Here is an 18,517-nt window from a genome sequence, read left to right as displayed (position 1 = left end):
GTTCACCGCGTGGCCTTGGCGGTTAGGTTCGAGGGCATGGAGACCGTACTCCGCCCGCTGATCATGGTCGGCGGCTCCGTCCTGTTGACCCTGGTCATCGGCTGGGCCACCGACCTGTTGCTGCGCAAGGCCGACGGAAGGCACCCCGAGACACCTCTCTGGGAGCTGCTGCGCCGTGCCCGCATCCCCTACCAGCTCCTCCTGTGCTCGGCTCTGCTGAGAGGGTCCTACATCGAGGCGGAGGTCTTCCCCCAGCACCGGGAGGGGGTCGGCCGGACGCTGACCCTGGTGCTGATCGGCTCGGCGTCCTGGATGGTGATCCGGATCGCCGCGGCCGTCGTCGAGACGTCCTACTCCCGTTACGCGCACGTCCACGCCGAGCGGAATCCGGCCCGGGTACGGCGGGTGCGGACCCAGGTGTCGTTGATCATGAGGGTGGTCACGGCGATCGTCGGCGTCGTCGCCGTGTCGTCGATGCTGCTGACGTTCCCGGCGATGCGCGCGGCGGGCGCCTCGCTGCTGGCCTCGGCCGGCATCATCGGCATCGTCGCCGGTGTGGCCGCCCAGTCCACCCTGGGCAACCTGTTCGCCGGGTTCCAGATCGCCTTCGGCGACATGGTGCGCATGGGCGACACGGTCGTGGTGGACGGTGAGTGGGGCGCCGTCGAGGAGATCACGCTGACGTACCTGACGGTGCGCACCTGGGACGAGCGCCGGATCACGATGCCGGTGTCGTACTTCACCTCGAAGCCGTTCGAGAACTGGTCGCGCGGCAGCGCGCAGATGACCGGGACCGTCTTCTGGCACCTGGACCACACGGCGCCGCTCGACGCGATGCGGGAGCGGCTGCGCGACCTGCTGCGCCAGTGCCCGGCCTGGGACGGGCGCAGCTACAACCTGACCGTCACGGACACCACCCCGAACACCATGCAGGTGCGGGCCCTGGTGACGGCGAAGGACGCGGACGACATCTGGACGGTGCGGGTCGCGGTCCGCGAGGGGATGATCCGCTTCCTCGCCGAGGAGCACCCGTACGCGCTGCCGCGGGTCAACACCGCGGAGGCGGCCCCGCGCCCGGCCCGCGACGGCTTCCCGCGTGCCCGCCGCTCCCCCGACGGGGAGGCCCGCCGTTTCCCGGGGCGGCCGACGAAGAGCCTGTGAACGCCGGTCCGCACGGGCCGGGGGCCGTCAACGTCCCCGGCCTCATCGCAGACTGCGTACGTCCAGGTGGCGCAGGACCCGGTCCACGATCTCCGGGTCGGCGCCGGGCTCGCTTCGGGCGGCCAGCACCTCGTGCCGCGCGGCGCTCAGCATCTCGCCCTGGATGCGCCGGACCCGCTTGATCCGCCGCGCCCGCTGCTCCTGCGCCTCCCGCCGTTCCTCGTCCCCGAGGTCAGGGCTGATGCGTACGCCGATGTCGTGGGCGCGCCGCAGCATCTGCTCGGACAGCTCCTCCGGCAGTTCCTCCACCGTCTCGATCTCCTTCAGGCGCTGCTTGGCCGCCCTGGCCGCCCGCATCGCCAGGTCCCTCTCGTACGCCTGCTCCCGCTCGGTGTCAGCCCGTACCCCGAGCCGGCCCACCAGCCAGGGCAGCGTCAGGCCCTGCAGCAGAAGTGTGCCCATGATCACCCCGAACGCGATGAAGACGATCTCCTCCCGGTTGGGGAAGGCGGCTCCGTTCTCCGTCTCCAGCGGGATCGCCAGGGCCAGCGCGGCCGACGCCACACCCCGCATCCCCGCCCACCACATGACCACGGTCTCCCGCCAGCTCGTCGGGATGTCCTCGTCCTGGTCGCGCCTGGCGTGCAGCCGCCGGGTCAGCCAAGTGGCCGGCAGCAGGTACAGGAGCCGGACCAGGACGACCACGACGGTGATCACCGCGGCCCAGCCGAGCAGGTCCGTCCATCGGCCGGAGGCCGTGCGGATGGCATTGTGCAGTTCCAGGCCGATCAGCCCGAAGGCCACCCCGGTGACGAGGGTGTCGACCACGTCCCAGACGGTGTGGCCGCCGAGCCGGGTCACCACGTCGTCGGCGTCCGAGGCGTACTCGGCGAGGAACATCGCCGTGGTGAGCACGGCGAGCACACCCGACCCGTGCAGTTCGTCGGCCGCGACGTAGCTCACGAACGGCACCAGCAGGGTCAGCCCGATCTGCAGCGTCGGGTCCCCCAGGACGGTCAGGAGCTTGTTGGAGCCCCAGCCCAGCGCGACCCCGATCGCCACGGCGACGACGGCGGACAGCACCAGGTCGAGCCCGGCCCGCCACGGCGAGAAGGAACCGCCGACCGCCGCGGCGATCGCCACGTGGTAGAGGACGATGGCCGTCACGTCGTTGAACAGTCCCTCGCCCTCCAGGATGGACACCAGGCGGCGCGGCAGCCCCAGTTGCCCGGCGACGGCGGTCGCGGCGACCGGATCGGGCGGCGCCACCAGCGCGCCGAGGGCGAAGGCGGCGGCGACCGGCAGCCCCGGGACGATCGCGTGGGCCACGGAGGCCACGCAGACCATGGTGACGAAGACCAGCGCGACGGCCAGCAGGAAGATCGGGCGTTTGTTGGCCGCGAACTGCCGCCAGGACGTGCGCCGCACCGCCGCGTACAGCAGGGGCGGGAGCAGCGCGGGAAGGATCAGCTCGGGCGGGATGTCGACGTTGGGCACGAAGTCGAGCAGGGCCAGGACGATGCCGAGCAGCGTCATCAGCACCGGCGCCGGCAGCCCGAGCCGGACACCGACGGGGACGCTCAGCAGGGCCCCGAGCAACAGCATGAACAACAGGGCCAGCTGATCCACGGTCACCGCTCCGTTGGGGTCGGTCTCGGCATACTCACGGCGGACCCCAAGCCTGCCACGCCACCGGCCCCACCAGCCGGTTCGGCGCCCCCGGCTACAGGGTGCGCCGCATCGCGCGGTGGGGGATCCCCGCGTCCGGGAACTCGGGTCCGTACGCCTGGTACCCCAGCCGCTCGTAGAAGCCCAGGGCGTGGGTCTGCGCGCGCAGGTCCACCGCGGTGAGCCCACGCGCGCGTGCCGCGTCCTCCACGGCGCGCACCAGCGCGGCCCCGACGCCCAGTCCGCGGGCCCCCGCGGTCACCGCGAGCCGGCCCAGGGAACCGACGGACGGGTCGCCGTCGCCGTTCTTCGCGGCGCCCGCCTCGCCGTGCAGCAGCCGGCCGGTGCCGAGCGGCACGCCGTCCTCCCGGACCGCGAGGACGTGCACGGCGCCCGCGTCGTGGGCGTCGTACTCGATGTCCTCGGGGACGTTCTGCTCGGCGACGAACACGTCCTTGCGCACCGCGAAGCAGGCCTCCCGGTCGGCGGGGTCCTCGGCGACGCGCACCTCGTAGGCCGGTGCCCCGGCCGGGGCGCTCATCCGTAGGTCTCCTCGCGGACCAGGTCGAGGGCCTGCTGGAGGTCCTCGGGGTAGTCGCTGGCGTACTCGGCCCACCGGCCGTCGCCGGGGTGCTCGAAGCCGAGCCGCACGGCGTGCAGCCACTGGCGGGTGAGGCGCAGCCGCTTGGCGAGGGTGGGGTCCGCGCCGTAGGTCAGGTCGCCGACGCAGGGGTGGCGGTGGGCGGCCATGTGGACGCGGATCTGGTGGGTGCGGCCGGTCTCCAGCTTCACGTCGAGCAGGGAGGCGGCGCGGAAGGCCTCGATGAGGTCGTAGTGCGTGACGGAGGGCTTGCCCTCGGCGGTGACGGCCCACTTGTAGTCGTGCTGCGGGTGGCGGCCGATGGGGGCGTCGATGGTGCCGCTGGTCGGGTCGGGGTGGCCCTGCACGAGCGTGTGGTAGCGCTTGTCGACCGTGCGCTCCCTGAACTGGCGCTTGAGCGAGGTGTACGCGCGCTCCGACTTGGCCACCACCATCAGTCCGGAGGTGCCGACGTCGAGACGGTGCACGATGCCCTGGCGCTCGGCGGCGCCGGAGGTGGAGACGCGGTACCCGGCGGCGGCCAGGCCACCGATGACGGTCGGGCCGTTCCAGCCCGGGGAGGGGTGGGCGGCGACGCCGACCGGCTTGACGATCACGACCACGTCCTCGTCGTCGTGCACGATCTCCATGCCGTCGACGGGCTCGGCGACCACCTGCACGGGCGCGGGCGCGGGCGGCATCTCGACCTCGAGCCAGGCGCCGCCGTGCACCCGCTCGGACTTGCCGACCACCGATCCGTCGACCTGCACCTTGCCCGCCGCGGCGAGTTCCGCGGCCTTGGTACGGGAGAAGCCGAACATGCGGGAGATGGCGGCGTCGACGCGCTCGCCCTCCAGGCCGTCGGGCACGGGCAGGGTACGGATCTCGGGAAGCGTGCTCACCCGTCGAGTATGCCGGACGGCTCGGACACTCCCGAACACGCGCTCAGTCCCGTGGACGGCCAGGCCCCGTGGACGGCCGGCTCCTGTGGACGGTCAGTGCCCGTGGACGGCCAGTGGACGGTCAGTCCTTGTGGACGGTCCCGTCCGGGTCCAGACCGCGGAAGGAGAGGATCACGATCAGGATGCCGCCGCAGACGATCGCCGAGTCGGCGAGGTTGAAGACGGCGAAGTGCTTGGGCGCGATGAAGTCAACGACCGCGCCCTCGAAGACGCCGGGCGAGCGGAAGATCCGGTCGGTGAGGTTGCCGAGGGCACCGCCGAGCAGCAGGCCGAGCGCGATCGCCCACGGCAGGCTGTGCAGCTTGCGCGCGAGACGGGCGATCACGACGATCACGGCCGCCGCGATCACGGTGAAGATGATCGTGAAGGCCTCGCCGAAGCCGAAGGCCGCGCCCGCGTTGCGGATCGCCGCGAACCTCAGCCAGTCCCCGACGATCTCGATCGGCTCGTGGTGTTCCAGCTTGGCGACCACGATCATCTTGCTGACCAGGTCGAGAAGGTAGGCGAACACGGCGACCGCGAACAGCACGGCGACCCGGCGTTCGCCCCGAGGGCGCTGCGAAGCCTGCTCCTGCTCGGCGTCGGGCCGCTCCTGCCCGTCCCCCGCCGTGTCCGGAGTCTCCGGAGTACCGATGATGCGCTCCGCCTCTGCCACGTGAGTCCCTCAGCCTAGGTCCTTGACTGAGGACGAGGGTACGTCACGCCTACCGTCCCGGCTGCTGCTCAGTACCGGCGCTCCTGCTTCTGCTTGCACTCGACGCACAGGGTGGCCCGCGGGAAGGCCTGCATGCGCGCCTTGCCGATGGGGTTGCCGCAGTTCTCGCACAGGCCGTAGGTGCCCGCGTCCAGGCGGTCCAGGGCACGCTCGGTCTGGGTGAGCACCTCGCGCGCGGTGGCGGCCAGCGCGAGTTCGTGCTCGCGCGTGATGTTCTTGCTGCCGGTGTCCGCCTCGTCGTCGCCCGCACCGTCGCCGGAATCCCGCATCATGCCCTGCAGAGACCGCTCGGAGGCGTCGATCTCGGTGCGCAGGCGGTCGGCCTCGGACTGCAGCTCGCCGCGCGCCTCCTCGGCCTCCTGCGGGGTCCAGGGTTCCTCGCCGGGGCGCACCGCGAGGTCGCCGGGGTCCGCGGCGACGCCGCGGGCCTTGGGAACAGCGGTCTTGGCCGCCGTGGCCGTGCCAGGAGTGTTCTTCGCAACCACCGTCGTGGCTCCCGTCTGCTCCGCGGCCTCGGCCGCGCCCACTTTCTTCGCCGTGCTCTTCTTGGCCGTGCTCTTCTTGGCCGCGGTCCTCTTCGCTGCGGCCCTCTTCGCCGGACCCTTCTCGGCCGCGGTTTCCTTCGCTGCGGTTTCCTTCGCTGCGGTCTTCTTCGCTGCGGTCTTCTTCACCGGGTCCCGTTCCGTGGTGCTCTCCTCGGCGGCACCCTGCTTCGCGGCCGTCGTCTTCTTCTTCGCCACCATGGCCGCGGCCCCTTCACATATTGTGATCTTGCGCGCGAATCATGCTGGGACGATAAATCGACTCCGGTCCCGCGGCAACGGGGCACGCCGCCCGATTCGCCCGCCCACCGTGCGCCACGCGGCGAGCATGCATGCGTTGTGCCCAGCTCCCCGCCCGGTAATCCGCCGGAACGGCCTCCGGCCGGGGCCGCCGGTGACCGGATGCCCGCCGGTGGCATTCGGGTCACACACGGCCGTACGCCGTCCCGCTCCCCCCGACGCCGAAACCGGTCGGCCGCTGTCCGCTCGGCGCCGTACACTGGGCGGAGCGAAAAGCGTGGATGGGGACGAGTAGCGGCGTCAGCAGCCCAGAGCGACCCGGGGACGGTGTGAGCCCGGGGGCGAGCGCGACGTGAAGATCACCCCGGAGCCGCCGGAGGAAAGCCCCGCAGCACCGTGGGGGCGAGTAGAACCGGCTCGCGACCCCAATGAGGGGGCTCACCGGAGCACACGACGCGCCGGCGGGCCAAGGAGGGTGGTACCGCGGGAGCGCAGCTCTCGTCCCTCCGACGGAAGGCAGCACGTCCGCCGGAGGAAGCTCGTTGAATACGCAGCCGCAGTACCGCCAGGTGCCCGCCCAGGTCGACCTGCCCGCGCTCGAACACGCGGTGCTCGACTTCTGGCGCGAGCAGAAGATCTTCGCCAAGAGTCTGGAGCAGTCCGAGGGCCGCCCCGAGTGGGTGTTCTACGAGGGCCCGCCCACCGCCAACGGCATGCCAGGCGCCCACCACATCGAGGCGCGCGTCTTCAAGGACGTCTTCCCCCGCTTCCGCACCATGCGCGGCTACCACGTGGGCCGCAAGGCCGGCTGGGACTGCCACGGCCTGCCCGTGGAGCTGGCGGTGGAGAAGGAGCTGGGCTTCTCCGGCAAGCAGGACATCGAGGCGTACGGCATCGCCGAGTTCAACGCCAAGTGCCGCGAGTCGGTGACCCGCCACACCGACGCCTTCGAAGAGCTCACGACGCGCATGGGCTACTGGGCCGACCTCCAGGACCCGTACCGCACGATGGACCCCGAGTACATCGAGTCCGTCTGGTGGTCGCTGAAGGAGATCTTCGACAAGGGCCTGCTGGTCCAGGACCACCGCGTGGCCCCCTGGTGCCCCCGCTGCGGCACCGGCCTGTCCGACCACGAGCTGGCCCAGGGCTACGAGACGGTCGTCGACCCCTCCGTCTACGTCCGTTTCCCGCTGACCTCGGGACCGCTGGCCGGCGAGGCCGCGCTGGTGGTCTGGACCACGACCCCGTGGACCCTGGTCTCCAACACCGCGGTCGCGGCGCACCCCGAGGTCACCTACGTCGTCGCCACCGACGGCGAGGAGAAGCTCGTCGTCGCCGAGCCGCTGGTCGCCAAGGCCCTGGGCGAGGGCTGGGAGACCACCGGGCAGTCGTTCACCGGCGCCGAGATGGAGCGCTGGACGTACCGGCGCCCCTTCGAGCTGGTCGAGTTCCCCGAGCCCGCGCACTACGTGGTGAACGCCGAATACGTCACCACCGAGGACGGCACCGGCCTCGTCCACCAGTCCCCCGCCTTCGGTGAGGACGACCTCAGGGTCTGCCGCGCCTACAGCCTGCCCGTGGTCAACCCGGTCCGCCCGGACGGCACCTTCGAGGAGGGCGTCCCGCTGGTCGGCGGTGTCTTCTTCAAGAAGGCCGACGAGAAGCTGACCGAGGACCTGGACGCCCGGGGTCTGCTCTTCAGGCACATCCCCTACGAGCACAGCTACCCGCACTGCTGGCGCTGCCACACCGCGCTGCTCTACTACGCGCAGCCGTCCTGGTACATCCGCACCACCGAGATCAAGGACCGTCTCCTCCAGGAGAACGAGAAGACCAACTGGTTCCCGGACTCGGTCAAGAACGGCCGGTACGGCGACTGGCTGAACAACAACATCGACTGGGCGCTCTCCCGCAACCGCTACTGGGGCACGCCGCTGCCGGTCTGGCGCTGCGAGGAGGACCACCTCACGGTCGTCGGATCCCGCGCGGAGCTGACCGGGCTGACCGGCGCCGACCAGTCCGCCCTCGACCCGCACCGCCCGTACATCGACGCCGTGACCTTCGCCTGCCCGCAGGACGGGTGCGGGAAGACGGCCACGCGCGTGCCGGAGGTCATCGACGCCTGGTACGACTCGGGTTCGATGCCGTTCGCGCAGTGGGGCTACCCGTACAAGAACAAGGAGCTGTTCGAGAGCCGCTACCCGGCGCAGTTCATCTCCGAGGCCATCGACCAGACCCGCGGCTGGTTCTACACGCTGATGGCGATCGGCACCCTGGTCTTCGACAAGTCGTCCTACGAGAACGTGGTCTGCCTCGGCCACATCCTCGCCGAGGACGGCCGCAAGATGTCCAAGCACCTGGGCAACATCCTGCAGCCGATCCCGCTGATGGACCAGCACGGCGCCGACGCGGTCCGCTGGTTCATGGCGGCGGGCGGATCGCCCTGGGCGGCCCGCCGCGTGGGCCACGGCACCATCCAGGAGGTCGTCCGCAAGACGCTCCTCACCTACTGGAACACGGTCGCCTTCCAGGCCCTGTACGCCCGCACCACGGGCTGGGCCCCCAGCGGGGCCGACCCGGCCCCGGCCGACCGCCCGGTGCTGGACCGCTGGCTGCTGTCCGAGCTGCACGCGCTCACCGACCAGGTCACGCAGGCGCTGGACGCCTACGACACCCAGCGCGCCGGCAAGCTGCTGTCCGCGTTCGTCGACGACCTGTCCAACTGGTACGTGCGGCGCTCCCGTCGCCGCTTCTGGCAGGGCGACAAGGCGGCACTGCGCACCCTGCACGAGGTCGTCGAGACGGTCACCAAGCTGATGGCGCCGTTGACGCCGTTCATCACCGAGCGGGTCTGGCAGGACCTGGTCGTTCCGGTCGACCCGGGCGCGCCCGAGTCGGTGCACCTGTCCTCGTGGCCGGAGGCCGACCTGTCGGCGATCGACCCGGAGCTGTCTCAGCAGATGGCCCTGGTCCGCCGCCTGGTCGAGCTGGGCCGCGCCACCCGCGCGGAGTCCGGTGTCAAGACCCGGCAGCCGCTCAGCCGCGCGCTGATCGCGGTCGCGGGCTTCGGCGCGCTCTCCCCCGAACTGCACACGCAGATCACGGAGGAGCTGAACGTCGAGTCCCTCGCCTCGCTGAGCGAGGTCGGCGGCAGCCTGGTCGACACGACCGCGAAGGCCAACTTCCGGGCGCTGGGCAAGCGGTTCGGCAAGCGCGTCCAGGACGTCGCGAAGGCCGTCGCGGCGACGGACGCCGCCGCCCTGTCCCTCGCCCTGCGTGAGGGCACGGCCTCCGTGGAGGTCGACGGCGAGACGATCACCCTCGCTCCCGACGAGGTGATCATCACGGAGACTCCGCGCGAGGGCTGGTCGGTCGCCTCCGACTCGGGCGCGACGGTGGCGCTGGACCTGGAGGTCACCGAGGAGCTGCGCCGAGCGGGCCTCGCCCGGGACGCGATCCGCCTGATCCAGGAGGCCCGCAAGAACAGCGGCCTCGACGTCGCCGACCGGATCGCGCTGCGCTGGACGGCCACGGACCCGGCGACGATCGCGGCCCTGACCGACCACGCGGGCCTGATCGCCGACGAGGTCCTGGCGACGGACTTCGCACCGGGAGAGGCGGACGACACGTACGGCGCCCCGTTCACGGACGAGGGCCTGTCCCTGACGTTCCGCCTGCGCAAGCGGTAACGGACCCCGACGAAGGGCCCGGCCCCTCCGGCTGAGGGAGGTCCGGGCCCTTCGTCATGCCGCGCCGCGGCGGCGCGGGGGCAGTCGCGCCTCCCCGTCTGCCTGGACGAGACCCGCGAAGCGCCCCCTGAGGGCGGCACGAGGGCGCGGCGGCGCCCCGCCACGCCGGCTGCTCACCCATCCCGGCCCGTACCGGCCCCGCGCACGGCAAAGGGCGGGCCCCGGGTCAGAAACCCGGGGCCCGCCCTGAACGCTGCCGACGCTTACGCCGTACTACCGTTCGTCAACCCGTCAGTTGTCGTCCTCGTCGATCAGGAACCCTCGCATCGGCGAAGGCGCCTGCCCCATCTGCGACGGCCCCTGCGGCCGCACCGGCGCCATCGGCTGGGTCATCGCGGGCGACATCTGCTGCTGACCGCCGTAGGACGGACCGGACTGGCCCGGACCGCCGCCCATCGACTGGTTGCCGCCGTAGGACGGGGCGCTGGCGCCGGCCGGTGCCATCGAGGGCGCCGGGGACGGCGGCAGCGAGGCCGTCGCGGGCGTACGCGGCGGGGCGAGCGAGTCGTCCGCCTGAGTCTCCAGCTGACGCAGCTGCGACTCCAGGTACGACTTCAGCCGCGTCCGGTACTCGCGCTCGAAGCCGCGCAGGTCCTCGACCTTGCGCTCCAGCGTGGCGCGGGCGGACTCCAGGGAGCCCATCGCCACGCGGTGCTTCTCCTGCGCGTCCCGCTCCAGGGCGTCCGCCTTGGCACGGGCGTCCCGCTCGAGACCCTCGGCACGCGAACGCGCCTCGCCGACGATCTTGTTGGCCTCGGAACGGGCCTCGGCGATCGCCTGGTCGGCGGTCTGCTGGGCCAGCGAGAGGACACGGGCGGCGCTGTCGCCACCGGGGCCGCCCTGACCGGGCATGCCGGGACCGCCGTGGCCCTGCGGGCCGCCCATGGGGCCGCCCATCGGACCGGGACCCATCTGCCCCTGCATCGGGCCCTGGCCCATCGGCCCCGGACCCTGGCCCATCGGGCCGGGACCCTGCGGGCCTCCCTGTCCGCCGGGGCCGGCGGGCAGCTGCGGGGCACCGCTCGGCAGCTGGGGCGGACCACCCATGGGGCCGCCCATCTGCTGCTGCGGCGGGCCCGATATGCCGGCGGGCACCGGAGCGCCGGGACCTCGCATGCCCTGCTGCTGCATGCCGCCCTGCTGCTGCATGCCGCCCTGCTGTTGCATACCGCCCTGCTGCGGAGGATGCCCCTGCTGCTGCATACCGCCCTGCTGGGGAGGATGCCCCTGCTGGTGCGGCGGTTGCTGGTCCTGCGGCGGTTCGGGGGGCTTGCGCATGTTCTGCTGGTTCTGCGCTGCCGCGCGCGTCGCCGCGGCCAGCTTGGCGCGCAGGTCCTCGTTCTCGCGGAGCAGCCGGGTCAGTTCGGCTTCGACCTCGTCGAGGAAGGCATCGACCTCGTCCTCGTCATAGCCTTCTCGGAGGCGGACGGTCGTGAACTGCTTGTTCCGCACGTCCTCGGGGGTCAACGGCATCTCTTCACCTCAACGTTGTCGTCGGCATTCGGCAAGCCCGTATCTCTCTCATCGATCACAGCCGGCTCACGATCGAGATCAGGATGTAGACGATGATCATCAGTACGAAGAAGGACAGGTCGAGCGCCACGCCCCCGAGACGCAGCGGCGGAATGAACCGCCGCAGAAGCTTCAACGGTGGATCGGTGACAGTGTAAGTGGCCTCCAGTACGACCACCATCGCCTTGCCGGGTTGCCACGAGCGGGCGAACTGGAAGACATAGTCCATGACCAGCCGGAAGATGAGCACGATGAGGAAGCACATCAGCGCGATGTAGACGACATCCAGGACCACGCTCATGACTTGTGCTTCCCTCTCCCCTGAACCGTCTCTCGGGCCCTTTCCCGGGCCCGTGTTCTTGCTCTGTACCGGTGGTGCGTCTCAGCTCTGGTTGAAGAACCCGCCCTCCGCGATGCGGGCCTTGTCCTCCGCCGTGACATCGACGTTAGCAGGAGACAGCAGGAACACCTTCTGCGTCACCCGCTCGATACTGCCGTGAAGACCAAACACCAAACCGGCCGCAAAGTCGACAAGTCGCTTCGCATCTGTGTCATCCATCTCAGTGAGATTCATGATCACCGGCGTGCCCTCACGGAAGTGTTCCCCGATGGTACGGGCCTCGTTGTAGGTCCGGGGGTGAAGCGTGGTGATTCGGTAGGGCTCTCGTTCGGACACGACCTTGGGCATGATGACCGGTGCGCTCTTTTCCAGGCTTGCGCGTTCTTGTGTGATGGACGCCACGGGCGCGATCCGCGCCGGACGGCCCGATTCCGCCGCGAGCGAAGCGGAACGGGGCACCGGCTCGCGCTGCGCGGGCGGTTGTACGACTCGTACCTCTTCGTCCCTTTGGGACTGATGTGAACCATGTGACTGGTGCACCGGTTCGTGGCGCCGGTGATCGCGCTCGGGTTCCGGGTCCAGTTCGGGTTCGAAGTCGTCGTCGGGGTCGAACCCCCGGCCGTCGTACCCATCGTCCTCCACGAGGCCGAGGTAGACCGCCATCTTGCGCATCGCGCCGGCCATGCTCTGAGTCCTCCGCTCTGTGGTGGATCGGCTGACGACTGCCAGATGCCCGCGATCCACGAGGTCGTTGCGTCCGCCTTTCGGCGGTAATTGACCATATTTTCTGCTGTGGTCCGACTTCTTGGCGACGTTACCCGAGCCCGGGGCGGACTCCGAGTACCGCAGTACCGACGCGCACATGTGTCGCTCCGGCGGCCACAGCCTGTTCGAGGTCCGCACTCATCCCTGCGGAGACCATGTTCGCAGCCGGATGGGCTCGGCGCACGTAGGTCGACAAATCCATGAGGCGCTCGAACGCCGCCTGTTGGCGTCCCGCGTACTCGCCGGTGAGCGGGGCCACGGTCATCAGTCCGTCGAACCGCAGCCCCCGCGCCCCGGCGACGAGATCGGCCAACTCCTCGGCCCCGGCGGGCGAGACGCCACCGCGCTCCCCGCGCCCGCTCTCCCCCGCGTCGAGCGCGACCTGGAGGAGACAGCCCACCTCCCGACCGGCCCGTACGGCCTCCTTCGACAGGGCCGTGACGAGCCGGGCCCGGTCGACGGACTGCACGACATCCGCGTAACCGACCACCGAACGCACCTTGTTGGTCTGCAACTGACCGACGAAATGCCACGAAAGCGGCAGATCCGAGCATGCGGCGGCCTTGGGTGCCGCATCCTGGTCGCGGTTCTCCGCGACGTGGCGCACCCCGAGTTCGGAGAGAAAGCGCACATCGTCCGCCGGGTAGGTCTTGGTGACGACGATGAGGGTCACCTCCTCCCGCGGGCGGCCTGCGGCCGCGCACGCGGCGCTGATGCGCTCCTCCACTTTCGCCAGGTTCTCGGCGAGTTCCCGCTTACGGTCCGTCATGCCCCATCAGTCCAGCCACACATAGCCCGCGAGCCGCCCCGTGGTGCGGTCGCGTCGGTACGAGAAGTGGTCCTTCGACTCCCGGGTGCACACCGGCGAGCGCGCCCTGTCGCGCACGCCGAGTCGTCCGAGCTGCGCGTGCACTCCGGCGCTCACGTCGAGAGCCGGTGTGCCCCAGCCGGTGTCGGCGTACGCGGCCGGCTCGGCGGCGCTCACCTCGGCGCGCATCTCCTCGGGCACCTCGTAGCACCGGCCGCACACGGCGGGCCCGGTACGGGCCGTGATGCGAGCGGGGTCGGCGCCGAGTTCCGTCATGGCCCGTACCGCGGCGGGTACGACCCCGGCGACCAGGCCGGGCCGGCCCGCGTGGGCCGCGGCGGCGACACCGGCGACGGGGTCGGCCAGCAGGACGGGCACGCAGTCGGCGGTGAGGACGGCGAGGACGAGACCTCGTTCGGCGGTGACGACCGCGTCGATCGGCGGGACCGGGCGGTCCCCCCAGGGCGCGTCGACCACGGCGACGCCGGCCCCGTGCACCTGGTTCATCCAGACCACCCGGGCCGGGTCGACGCCCAGCGACCCGGCCGCCAGCTCCCGGTTGGTCGTGACGGCGCCGGGGTCGTCGCCGACCGCGCCGCCGAGATTGAGCTCCTCGTACGGAACGGCGCTCACTCCGCCCCACCGGTCGGTGAAGCCGAAGTGCGCGCCGTTCACGGTGTCGCGCTGTCCTATCACTTCAGGAAGTCCGGCACGTCCAGTTCCTCGGCGGCGCTGTCCGAGTAGGTCCGCGACGGCGGCACCGGCGGCGGCGTGACCGGCGGCAGTTCGCTCACCGGCTCCGGCGCGGGAACCTGCTCCGCCTCCTCCTTGGGCTTGACACTCCCGAGCGACCCGAAGGACGGGCGGCTCTCGGACTGCCGGGCCGGGGTCGGCTCCTCGCGCTTGACCGAGGAGGACCCGAGGACGTTGTCCCGCTTGGACGGCGGCTGGCCCCCGTCGAAGCCGGCCGCGATCACGGTGACCCGCACCTCGTCGCCGAGGGCGTCGTCGATGACCGCTCCGAAGATGATGTTGGCTTCCGGGTGGGCGGCCTCGCTGACCAGCTGGGCGGCCTCGTTGATCTCGAACAGGCCGAGGTCGGAGCCGCCGGAGATGGAGAGCAGCACCCCGCGGGCGCCGTCGATGGACGCCTCGAGCAGCGGCGAGGAGATCGCCATCTCGGCCGCGGCCACCGCGCGGTCGTCGCCCCGGGCCGAGCCGATGCCCATGAGCGCCGAACCGGCCTCGGACATGACCGACTTGACGTCGGCGAAGTCCAGGTTGATCAGGCCCGGCGTGGTGATGAGGTCGGTGATGCCCTGTACGCCGGAGAGCAGCACCTGGTCGGCGGACTTGAACGCGTCGAGCACGCTGACCTGGCGGTCCGAGATGGACAGCAGCCGGTCGTTGGGGATGACGATGAGGGTGTCGACCTCGTCGCGGAGCTCGGCGATGCCGTCCTCGGCCTGGTTGGCCCGGCGCCGCCCCTCGAAGGTGAACGGGCGGGTGACCACACCGATGGTGAGGGCGCCCAGCGAGCGGGCGATGTTGGCCACGACGGGTGCGCCGCCGGTGCCGGTGCCACCGCCTTCACCGGCTGTCACGAAGACCATGTCGGCCCCCTTGAGGACCTCCTCGATCTCCTCGCGGTGGTCCTCGGCGGCCTTGCGGCCGACGGCCGGGTTGGCTCCGGCGCCGAGTCCGCGGGTGAGTTCGCGGCCGACGTCGAGCTTGACGTCGGCGTCGCTCATCAACAGAGCTTGCGCGTCGGTGTTGATGGCGATGAACTCGACGCCCTTGAGACCGACCTCGATCATCCGGTTGATGGCATTGACACCACCGCCGCCGACACCGATGACTTTGATGACTGCGAGGTAGTTCTGCGGTGCTGCCACGTCGAAGGCCTCTCGCCTCGAGTTACGTGTCGCCGAATCACCGGAGCACTGCTGCCCCGCGACCCGACGACTGATGCCGATTGGGACGGTCCGTAGCGCCGACCCGAACCCTAACGCTGAAGTTTAGGGTTACCAGTGTGTCTGTTCCTTGGAGTCTTCTGAACAGGACACTAAGTCGACAAGTGGCGCACGTTCAACGAACACGCCGAACCTCCCGTTTTTCTTTTCACCCTATGTGATCAGCCGTAGCGCTGCCCAACCAGGGTGCTGGCCTGCACGTATACCCGTCAACTCCCGGATGACGCGGGGGCGGTGGGAACGCTGACGTCGAAGTGCCGCGCATCCGGCGTCGCTTTCATCAACGCGGCGAGCGCCCGGGCTTTGCCGACGCTCCGCTCACCGCTGCCCCACGCCACGGTCCGGTCGTCGCTCAACTCCAGCGAGATGTCGTCGTAGGAACGGACCTTGACGAGCCGCGTGGCCCGGGCGACCGCGTCCGGGAGCCGTCCGGCCACCCGCACCGCCTCCCGCACCAGGCGGTCCTCGTCGAAGCGGCGCAGACTCGCCGCGGCGGTACCGGAACGCGCGGGGTCCGATTCCAGCTCCGGAACACCTTTCGGAGCGCGGGAAACCGTGGCGAATCGGACGCCTTCATCGTCCACTTCCACGAACTTTCGGCCCTTTCGGACGATCAGGACCGGAGTACGCTCCGTCACTTCCAGTCCGATTCCGTGCGGCCAGGAACGCTCCACGTCGACCTCGTCAATGCGGGGCAATTCCCGGCGCAGTCGCGCTTCGACCGCCTTCGTGTCGACCGAGACCAGCGGGTCCCCGACCGGCAGGTCGGCCGCCTCGCGCACCTGCGCGGGCGTCAGAACACGGGTTCCGGAGACGGACACGTGTTCCAGGTGCGTCCAGTTCGAGCCGTAGAGCACCCAGACGGTTCCGCCCGCGACGAGCACGAGCGAGACGGCCATGATGATGATCGTACGAAGACGGGGCGGGCCGAACCGGCGCGCACGGGGCGGGCCGGACGACTCCTGCTGGCGTTCACCGCGCTCGGCGGTGGTCGGTCCGGCCACGCTCCCTGCCTTCCGTCATCCGTGTCTAGCGATGCGCACGGGCGGCGATCGCCTCGTACACCATGCCGACGAGGAGGTCGTCGGCGTCCCGGCGGCCGAACTCGGCGGCGGCGCGGGACATCTCGTACAGCCGGTGCGGGTCGGCGAGCACGGGCAGGACGTTGTGCTGGAGCCACTCGGGCGTCAGCTCCGCGTCGTCGACCAGCAGTCCGCCGCCGGCCTTCACCACCGGCTGTGCGTTGAGCCGCTGTTCGCCGTTGCCGATGGGCAGCGGGACGTAGGCGGCCGGGAGCCCGACGGCGGAGAGTTCGGCGACGGTCATCGCGCCCGCGCGGCAGAGCATCATGTCGGCGGCGGCGTACGCGAGGTCCATCCGGTCCAGATAACTTACCGGGATGTACGGGGGCATTCCCGGCATCTGGTGGACCTGCGGCAGTTCGTTCTTGGGCCCGACCGCGTGCAGGATCTGGATGCCGGCCTGCTGCAGCCAGGGCGCGACCTGCTGCACCACCTCGTTGAGGCGGCGGGCGCCCTGCGAACCGCCGGAGACCAGCAGCGTCGGCAGGTTGGGGTCGAGCCCGAACATCGCGCGGGCCTCGGGACGCGCGGCGGCACGGTCGAGGGTGGCGACGGCACGGCGCAGCGGGATGCCGATGTAGCGGGAGTTGCGCAGCTTGCTGTCGGGGGTGGAGACGGCGACCTGGGCGGCGTAACGCGAGCCGATCTTGTTGGCCAGGCCGGGGCGGGCGTTGGCCTCGTGCACGACGATCGGCACGCCGAGCCGCTTGGCCGCGAGGTAGGCGGGCAGCGCCACGTAACCGCCGAAGCCGGCCACGGCGTCCGCCTTGGTGCGCTCCAGGATCTGCTCGGTCGCCTTGATGGTGCCGCGCAGCCGGCCCGGGACGGTGATCAGCTCGGGGGTGGGCTTGCGCGGCAGCGGTACGGCCGGGATCAGCGCCAGTTCGTAACCGCGCTCCGGTACGAGACGGGTCTCGAGGCCGCGTTCCGTGCCCAGGGCCGTGATCCCCACGGTCGGATCCTGCCTGCGCAGGGCATCCGCGAGGGCGAGCGCGGGCTCGATGTGGCCCGCGGTTCCTCCGCCGGCGAGTACGACATGCACCGAAATTCACCGCTCTCCGGACGAGCGCGCCGCCGAGGCACGCCGTCGCATCGTGTTCCAACTCCGGGGGTTCCGCTTGGACCCGGGGCCCCTGGCTCCCCGCTTTCTACCAAAGCGAGGTTGCCGCAGCGCAAGCGCCGCCCGCGCACCGGGTTCGTCACGCGCGAAGGCGATCAGCAGACCGATGGCGAACATGGTCGGCAACAGGGCGGAACCCCCGTAGGAGAACAGCGGGAGCGGGACACCGGCGATCGGCAGCAGCCCGAGGACCGCACCGATGTTGATCACGGCCTGGGCCGTGATCCAGGTGGTCACGCCTCCCGCGGCATACCTCACGAAGGGGTCCTCCGTGCGTCCGGCCACGCGGATACCCGCATAGCCTAGAGCCGCGAAGAGGGCGAGCACCGACAGTGTCCCCGCCAGGCCCAGTTCCTCACCGGTGACGGCGAAGATGAAGTCGGTGTGCGCTTCGGGGAGTTGACCCCATTTCTCCACACTGGCGCCGAGCCCGGAACCGAACAGTCCGCCCGAGGCCAGGGCATAGATGCCGTGCACGGCCTGCCAGCAGGAGTCGCCCGGCCCCGGGTCGGTGGCACCGAGGCAGTTGAGCCGGGCCATCCGGTTCTCGCTGGTCTTGATGAGGATGAAGCCGAGCAGCACGGCGACCGACAGCACGCCCGCGAACAGCCGGGTGGGCGCGCCGGCCAGCCACAGCAGACCGAACAGGATCGCCGTCAGGATGATCGCCGTGCCCATGTCGCCGCCGATCATGATCAGCCCGAGCAGCATGAACGCGGCGGGCGCCAGCGGCACCAGCATGTGCTTCCACTGCGTGAGCAGCCTCTTGTCCTGCTTGCGGGCGAGCAGGTCCGCTCCCCACAGCACCAGGGCCAGCTTGCCGAACTCACTGGGCTGGATCTGGAAGGAACCGCCCAGCGCGATCCAGTTCTGGTTGCCGTTGACCGCGACTCCTATCCCCGGCACCTGCACCAGGATCATCAGGAAGACGGCACCGGCGAGGATCGGGTAGGCCAGCGCCCGGTGCAGTTTCACCGGCATCTTCATGGCGGCCACCAGGAGGCCGGCGCCGATCAGCGCCGCCAGGGCCTGCTTGCGGAAGAAGTACGAGCCGGGCAGCGACAGCTGGAGCGCGGTGATCTGGGAGGCCGAGTAGACCATCACCAGGCCGAGCACGGTGATCAGCAGACTGCCGCCGGAGATCAGGTAGTAGGCGGTCAGCGGCCGGTCCCAGGCCCGGCGGAGGCGCAGGTAGAGGCCGAGCACGGGGTTCTCGTGCGGCGGCCTGGGCGTGGCGGGCCGCTTGACGGCCCGCTGCACGGGCGGGCGTCCGGTGCGGCTCTGGGGGCTACCGGGCATC

General features: G+C 70.8%; 16 protein-coding genes. 2 read left to right on the top strand and 14 right to left on the bottom strand.

Annotated elements, in window-relative coordinates:
* Window positions 1-36: 36 nt before the first annotated feature.
* The gene (locus ACGFYH_RS02815) at window positions 37-1,161 is read left to right on the top strand and encodes a mechanosensitive ion channel family protein (protein ID WP_393801322.1); all 1,125 of its coding nucleotides are present in this window, start codon (window positions 37-39) and stop codon (window positions 1,159-1,161) included.
* Window positions 1,162-1,203: 42 nt separating this feature from the next.
* On the opposite strand, the gene ACGFYH_RS02810 is transcribed toward ACGFYH_RS02815, so the two are convergent.
* The 5 genes from ACGFYH_RS02810 to ACGFYH_RS02790 form a co-directional block, all read right to left on the bottom strand.
* Window positions 1,204-2,790 carry a Na+/H+ antiporter gene (locus ACGFYH_RS02810; RefSeq protein ID WP_393801321.1) on the bottom strand — a complete coding sequence of 529 codons (1,587 nt, stop codon included), beginning with the start codon at window positions 2,788-2,790 and terminating at the stop codon, window positions 1,204-1,206.
* A gap of 94 nt (window positions 2,791-2,884) precedes the next feature.
* A complete protein-coding gene (locus ACGFYH_RS02805; RefSeq protein WP_393801320.1) occupies window positions 2,885-3,370 on the bottom strand; it encodes a GNAT family N-acetyltransferase in 486 nt (161 codons plus the stop codon).
* Window positions 3,367-4,311: an RluA family pseudouridine synthase gene (locus ACGFYH_RS02800; protein WP_393801319.1), complete on the bottom strand. Its 945-nt coding sequence runs from the start codon at window positions 4,309-4,311 to the stop codon at window positions 3,367-3,369. Before ACGFYH_RS02800 ends, ACGFYH_RS02805 begins: the two co-directional genes overlap by 4 nt.
* A 121-nt stretch (window positions 4,312-4,432) precedes the next feature.
* On the bottom strand, window positions 4,433-5,026 hold the full coding sequence (lspA, locus tag ACGFYH_RS02795) for a signal peptidase II (protein WP_393801318.1): 594 nt from the start codon (window positions 5,024-5,026) through the stop codon (window positions 4,433-4,435).
* Between the two features lie 68 nt (window positions 5,027-5,094).
* Window positions 5,095-5,829 (bottom strand): TraR/DksA family transcriptional regulator, encoded by a 735-nt coding sequence (locus ACGFYH_RS02790; RefSeq protein ID WP_393801317.1) that lies wholly within the window; start codon window positions 5,827-5,829, stop codon window positions 5,095-5,097.
* 581 nt (window positions 5,830-6,410) lie between these two features.
* Between ACGFYH_RS02790 and ileS the strand changes: the two genes are divergently transcribed.
* Window positions 6,411-9,557, top strand: a complete 3,147-nt coding sequence (ileS, locus tag ACGFYH_RS02785) for an isoleucine--tRNA ligase (RefSeq protein WP_393801316.1) — start codon at window positions 6,411-6,413, stop codon at window positions 9,555-9,557.
* Between the two features lie 291 nt (window positions 9,558-9,848).
* On the opposite strand, the gene ACGFYH_RS02780 is transcribed toward ileS, so the two are convergent.
* The 9 genes from ACGFYH_RS02780 to ftsW form a co-directional block, all read right to left on the bottom strand.
* Window positions 9,849-11,090, bottom strand: a complete 1,242-nt coding sequence (locus tag ACGFYH_RS02780; protein ID WP_393801315.1) for a DivIVA domain-containing protein — start codon at window positions 11,088-11,090, stop codon at window positions 9,849-9,851.
* A 55-nt stretch (window positions 11,091-11,145) separates the two neighbouring features.
* A complete protein-coding gene (locus tag ACGFYH_RS02775; protein WP_007448661.1) occupies window positions 11,146-11,430 on the bottom strand; it encodes a YggT family protein in 285 nt (94 codons plus the stop codon).
* 81 nt (window positions 11,431-11,511) lie between these two features.
* The gene (locus ACGFYH_RS02770; protein ID WP_393801314.1) at window positions 11,512-12,153 is read right to left on the bottom strand and encodes a cell division protein SepF; all 642 of its coding nucleotides are present in this window, start codon (window positions 12,151-12,153) and stop codon (window positions 11,512-11,514) included.
* Between the two features lie 130 nt (window positions 12,154-12,283).
* Entirely contained in the window at window positions 12,284-13,003 is a 720-nt protein-coding gene (locus ACGFYH_RS02765) for a YggS family pyridoxal phosphate-dependent enzyme (RefSeq protein ID WP_393801313.1), read from the bottom strand.
* A 6-nt stretch (window positions 13,004-13,009) separates the two neighbouring features.
* Window positions 13,010-13,738: a peptidoglycan editing factor PgeF gene (gene pgeF, locus ACGFYH_RS02760; RefSeq protein WP_393801312.1), complete on the bottom strand. Its 729-nt coding sequence runs from the start codon at window positions 13,736-13,738 to the stop codon at window positions 13,010-13,012.
* A complete protein-coding gene (ftsZ, locus tag ACGFYH_RS02755) occupies window positions 13,735-14,937 on the bottom strand; it encodes a cell division protein FtsZ (protein ID WP_393801311.1) in 1,203 nt (400 codons plus the stop codon). The genes pgeF and ftsZ overlap by 4 nt, the downstream gene beginning before the upstream one ends.
* A gap of 287 nt (window positions 14,938-15,224) precedes the next feature.
* Entirely contained in the window at window positions 15,225-16,019 is a 795-nt protein-coding gene (gene ftsQ / locus ACGFYH_RS02750; RefSeq protein WP_393801310.1) for a cell division protein FtsQ, read from the bottom strand.
* Between the two features lie 25 nt (window positions 16,020-16,044).
* Window positions 16,045-17,139 carry an undecaprenyldiphospho-muramoylpentapeptide beta-N-acetylglucosaminyltransferase gene (gene murG / locus ACGFYH_RS02745; protein WP_393801309.1) on the bottom strand — a complete coding sequence of 365 codons (1,095 nt, stop codon included), beginning with the start codon at window positions 17,137-17,139 and terminating at the stop codon, window positions 16,045-16,047.
* A gap of 6 nt (window positions 17,140-17,145) precedes the next feature.
* Entirely contained in the window at window positions 17,146-18,516 is a 1,371-nt protein-coding gene (gene ftsW / locus ACGFYH_RS02740) for a putative lipid II flippase FtsW (RefSeq protein WP_393801308.1), read from the bottom strand.
* Window position 18,517 lies beyond the last annotated feature (1 nt).

Origin of the sequence: Streptomyces sp. NPDC048392 (assembly GCF_043200575.1) — a bacterium.
Lineage (GTDB): Bacteria > Actinomycetota > Actinomycetes > Streptomycetales > Streptomycetaceae > Streptomyces.
This window is presented reverse-complemented; position numbering and strand designations above follow the sequence as displayed.

Coding starts and splice junctions, on each gene's coding strand:
- ACGFYH_RS02815 (WP_393801322.1), top strand. CDS start 37: ATGGAGACCGTACTCCGCCCGCTGATCATGGTCGGCGGCTCCGTCCTG.
- ACGFYH_RS02805 (WP_393801320.1), bottom strand. CDS start 3,370: ATGAGCGCCCCGGCCGGGGCACCGGCCTACGAGGTGCGCGTCGCCGAG.
- ACGFYH_RS02790 (WP_393801317.1), bottom strand. CDS start 5,829: ATGGTGGCGAAGAAGAAGACGACGGCCGCGAAGCAGGGTGCCGCCGAG.
- ACGFYH_RS02780 (WP_393801315.1), bottom strand. CDS start 11,090: ATGCCGTTGACCCCCGAGGACGTGCGGAACAAGCAGTTCACGACCGTC.
- ACGFYH_RS02775 (WP_007448661.1), bottom strand. CDS start 11,430: ATGAGCGTGGTCCTGGATGTCGTCTACATCGCGCTGATGTGCTTCCTC.
- ACGFYH_RS02770 (WP_393801314.1), bottom strand. CDS start 12,153: ATGGCCGGCGCGATGCGCAAGATGGCGGTCTACCTCGGCCTCGTGGAG.
- ACGFYH_RS02765 (WP_393801313.1), bottom strand. CDS start 13,003: ATGACGGACCGTAAGCGGGAACTCGCCGAGAACCTGGCGAAAGTGGAG.
- ftsW (WP_393801308.1), bottom strand. CDS start 18,516: ATGCCCGGTAGCCCCCAGAGCCGCACCGGACGCCCGCCCGTGCAGCGG.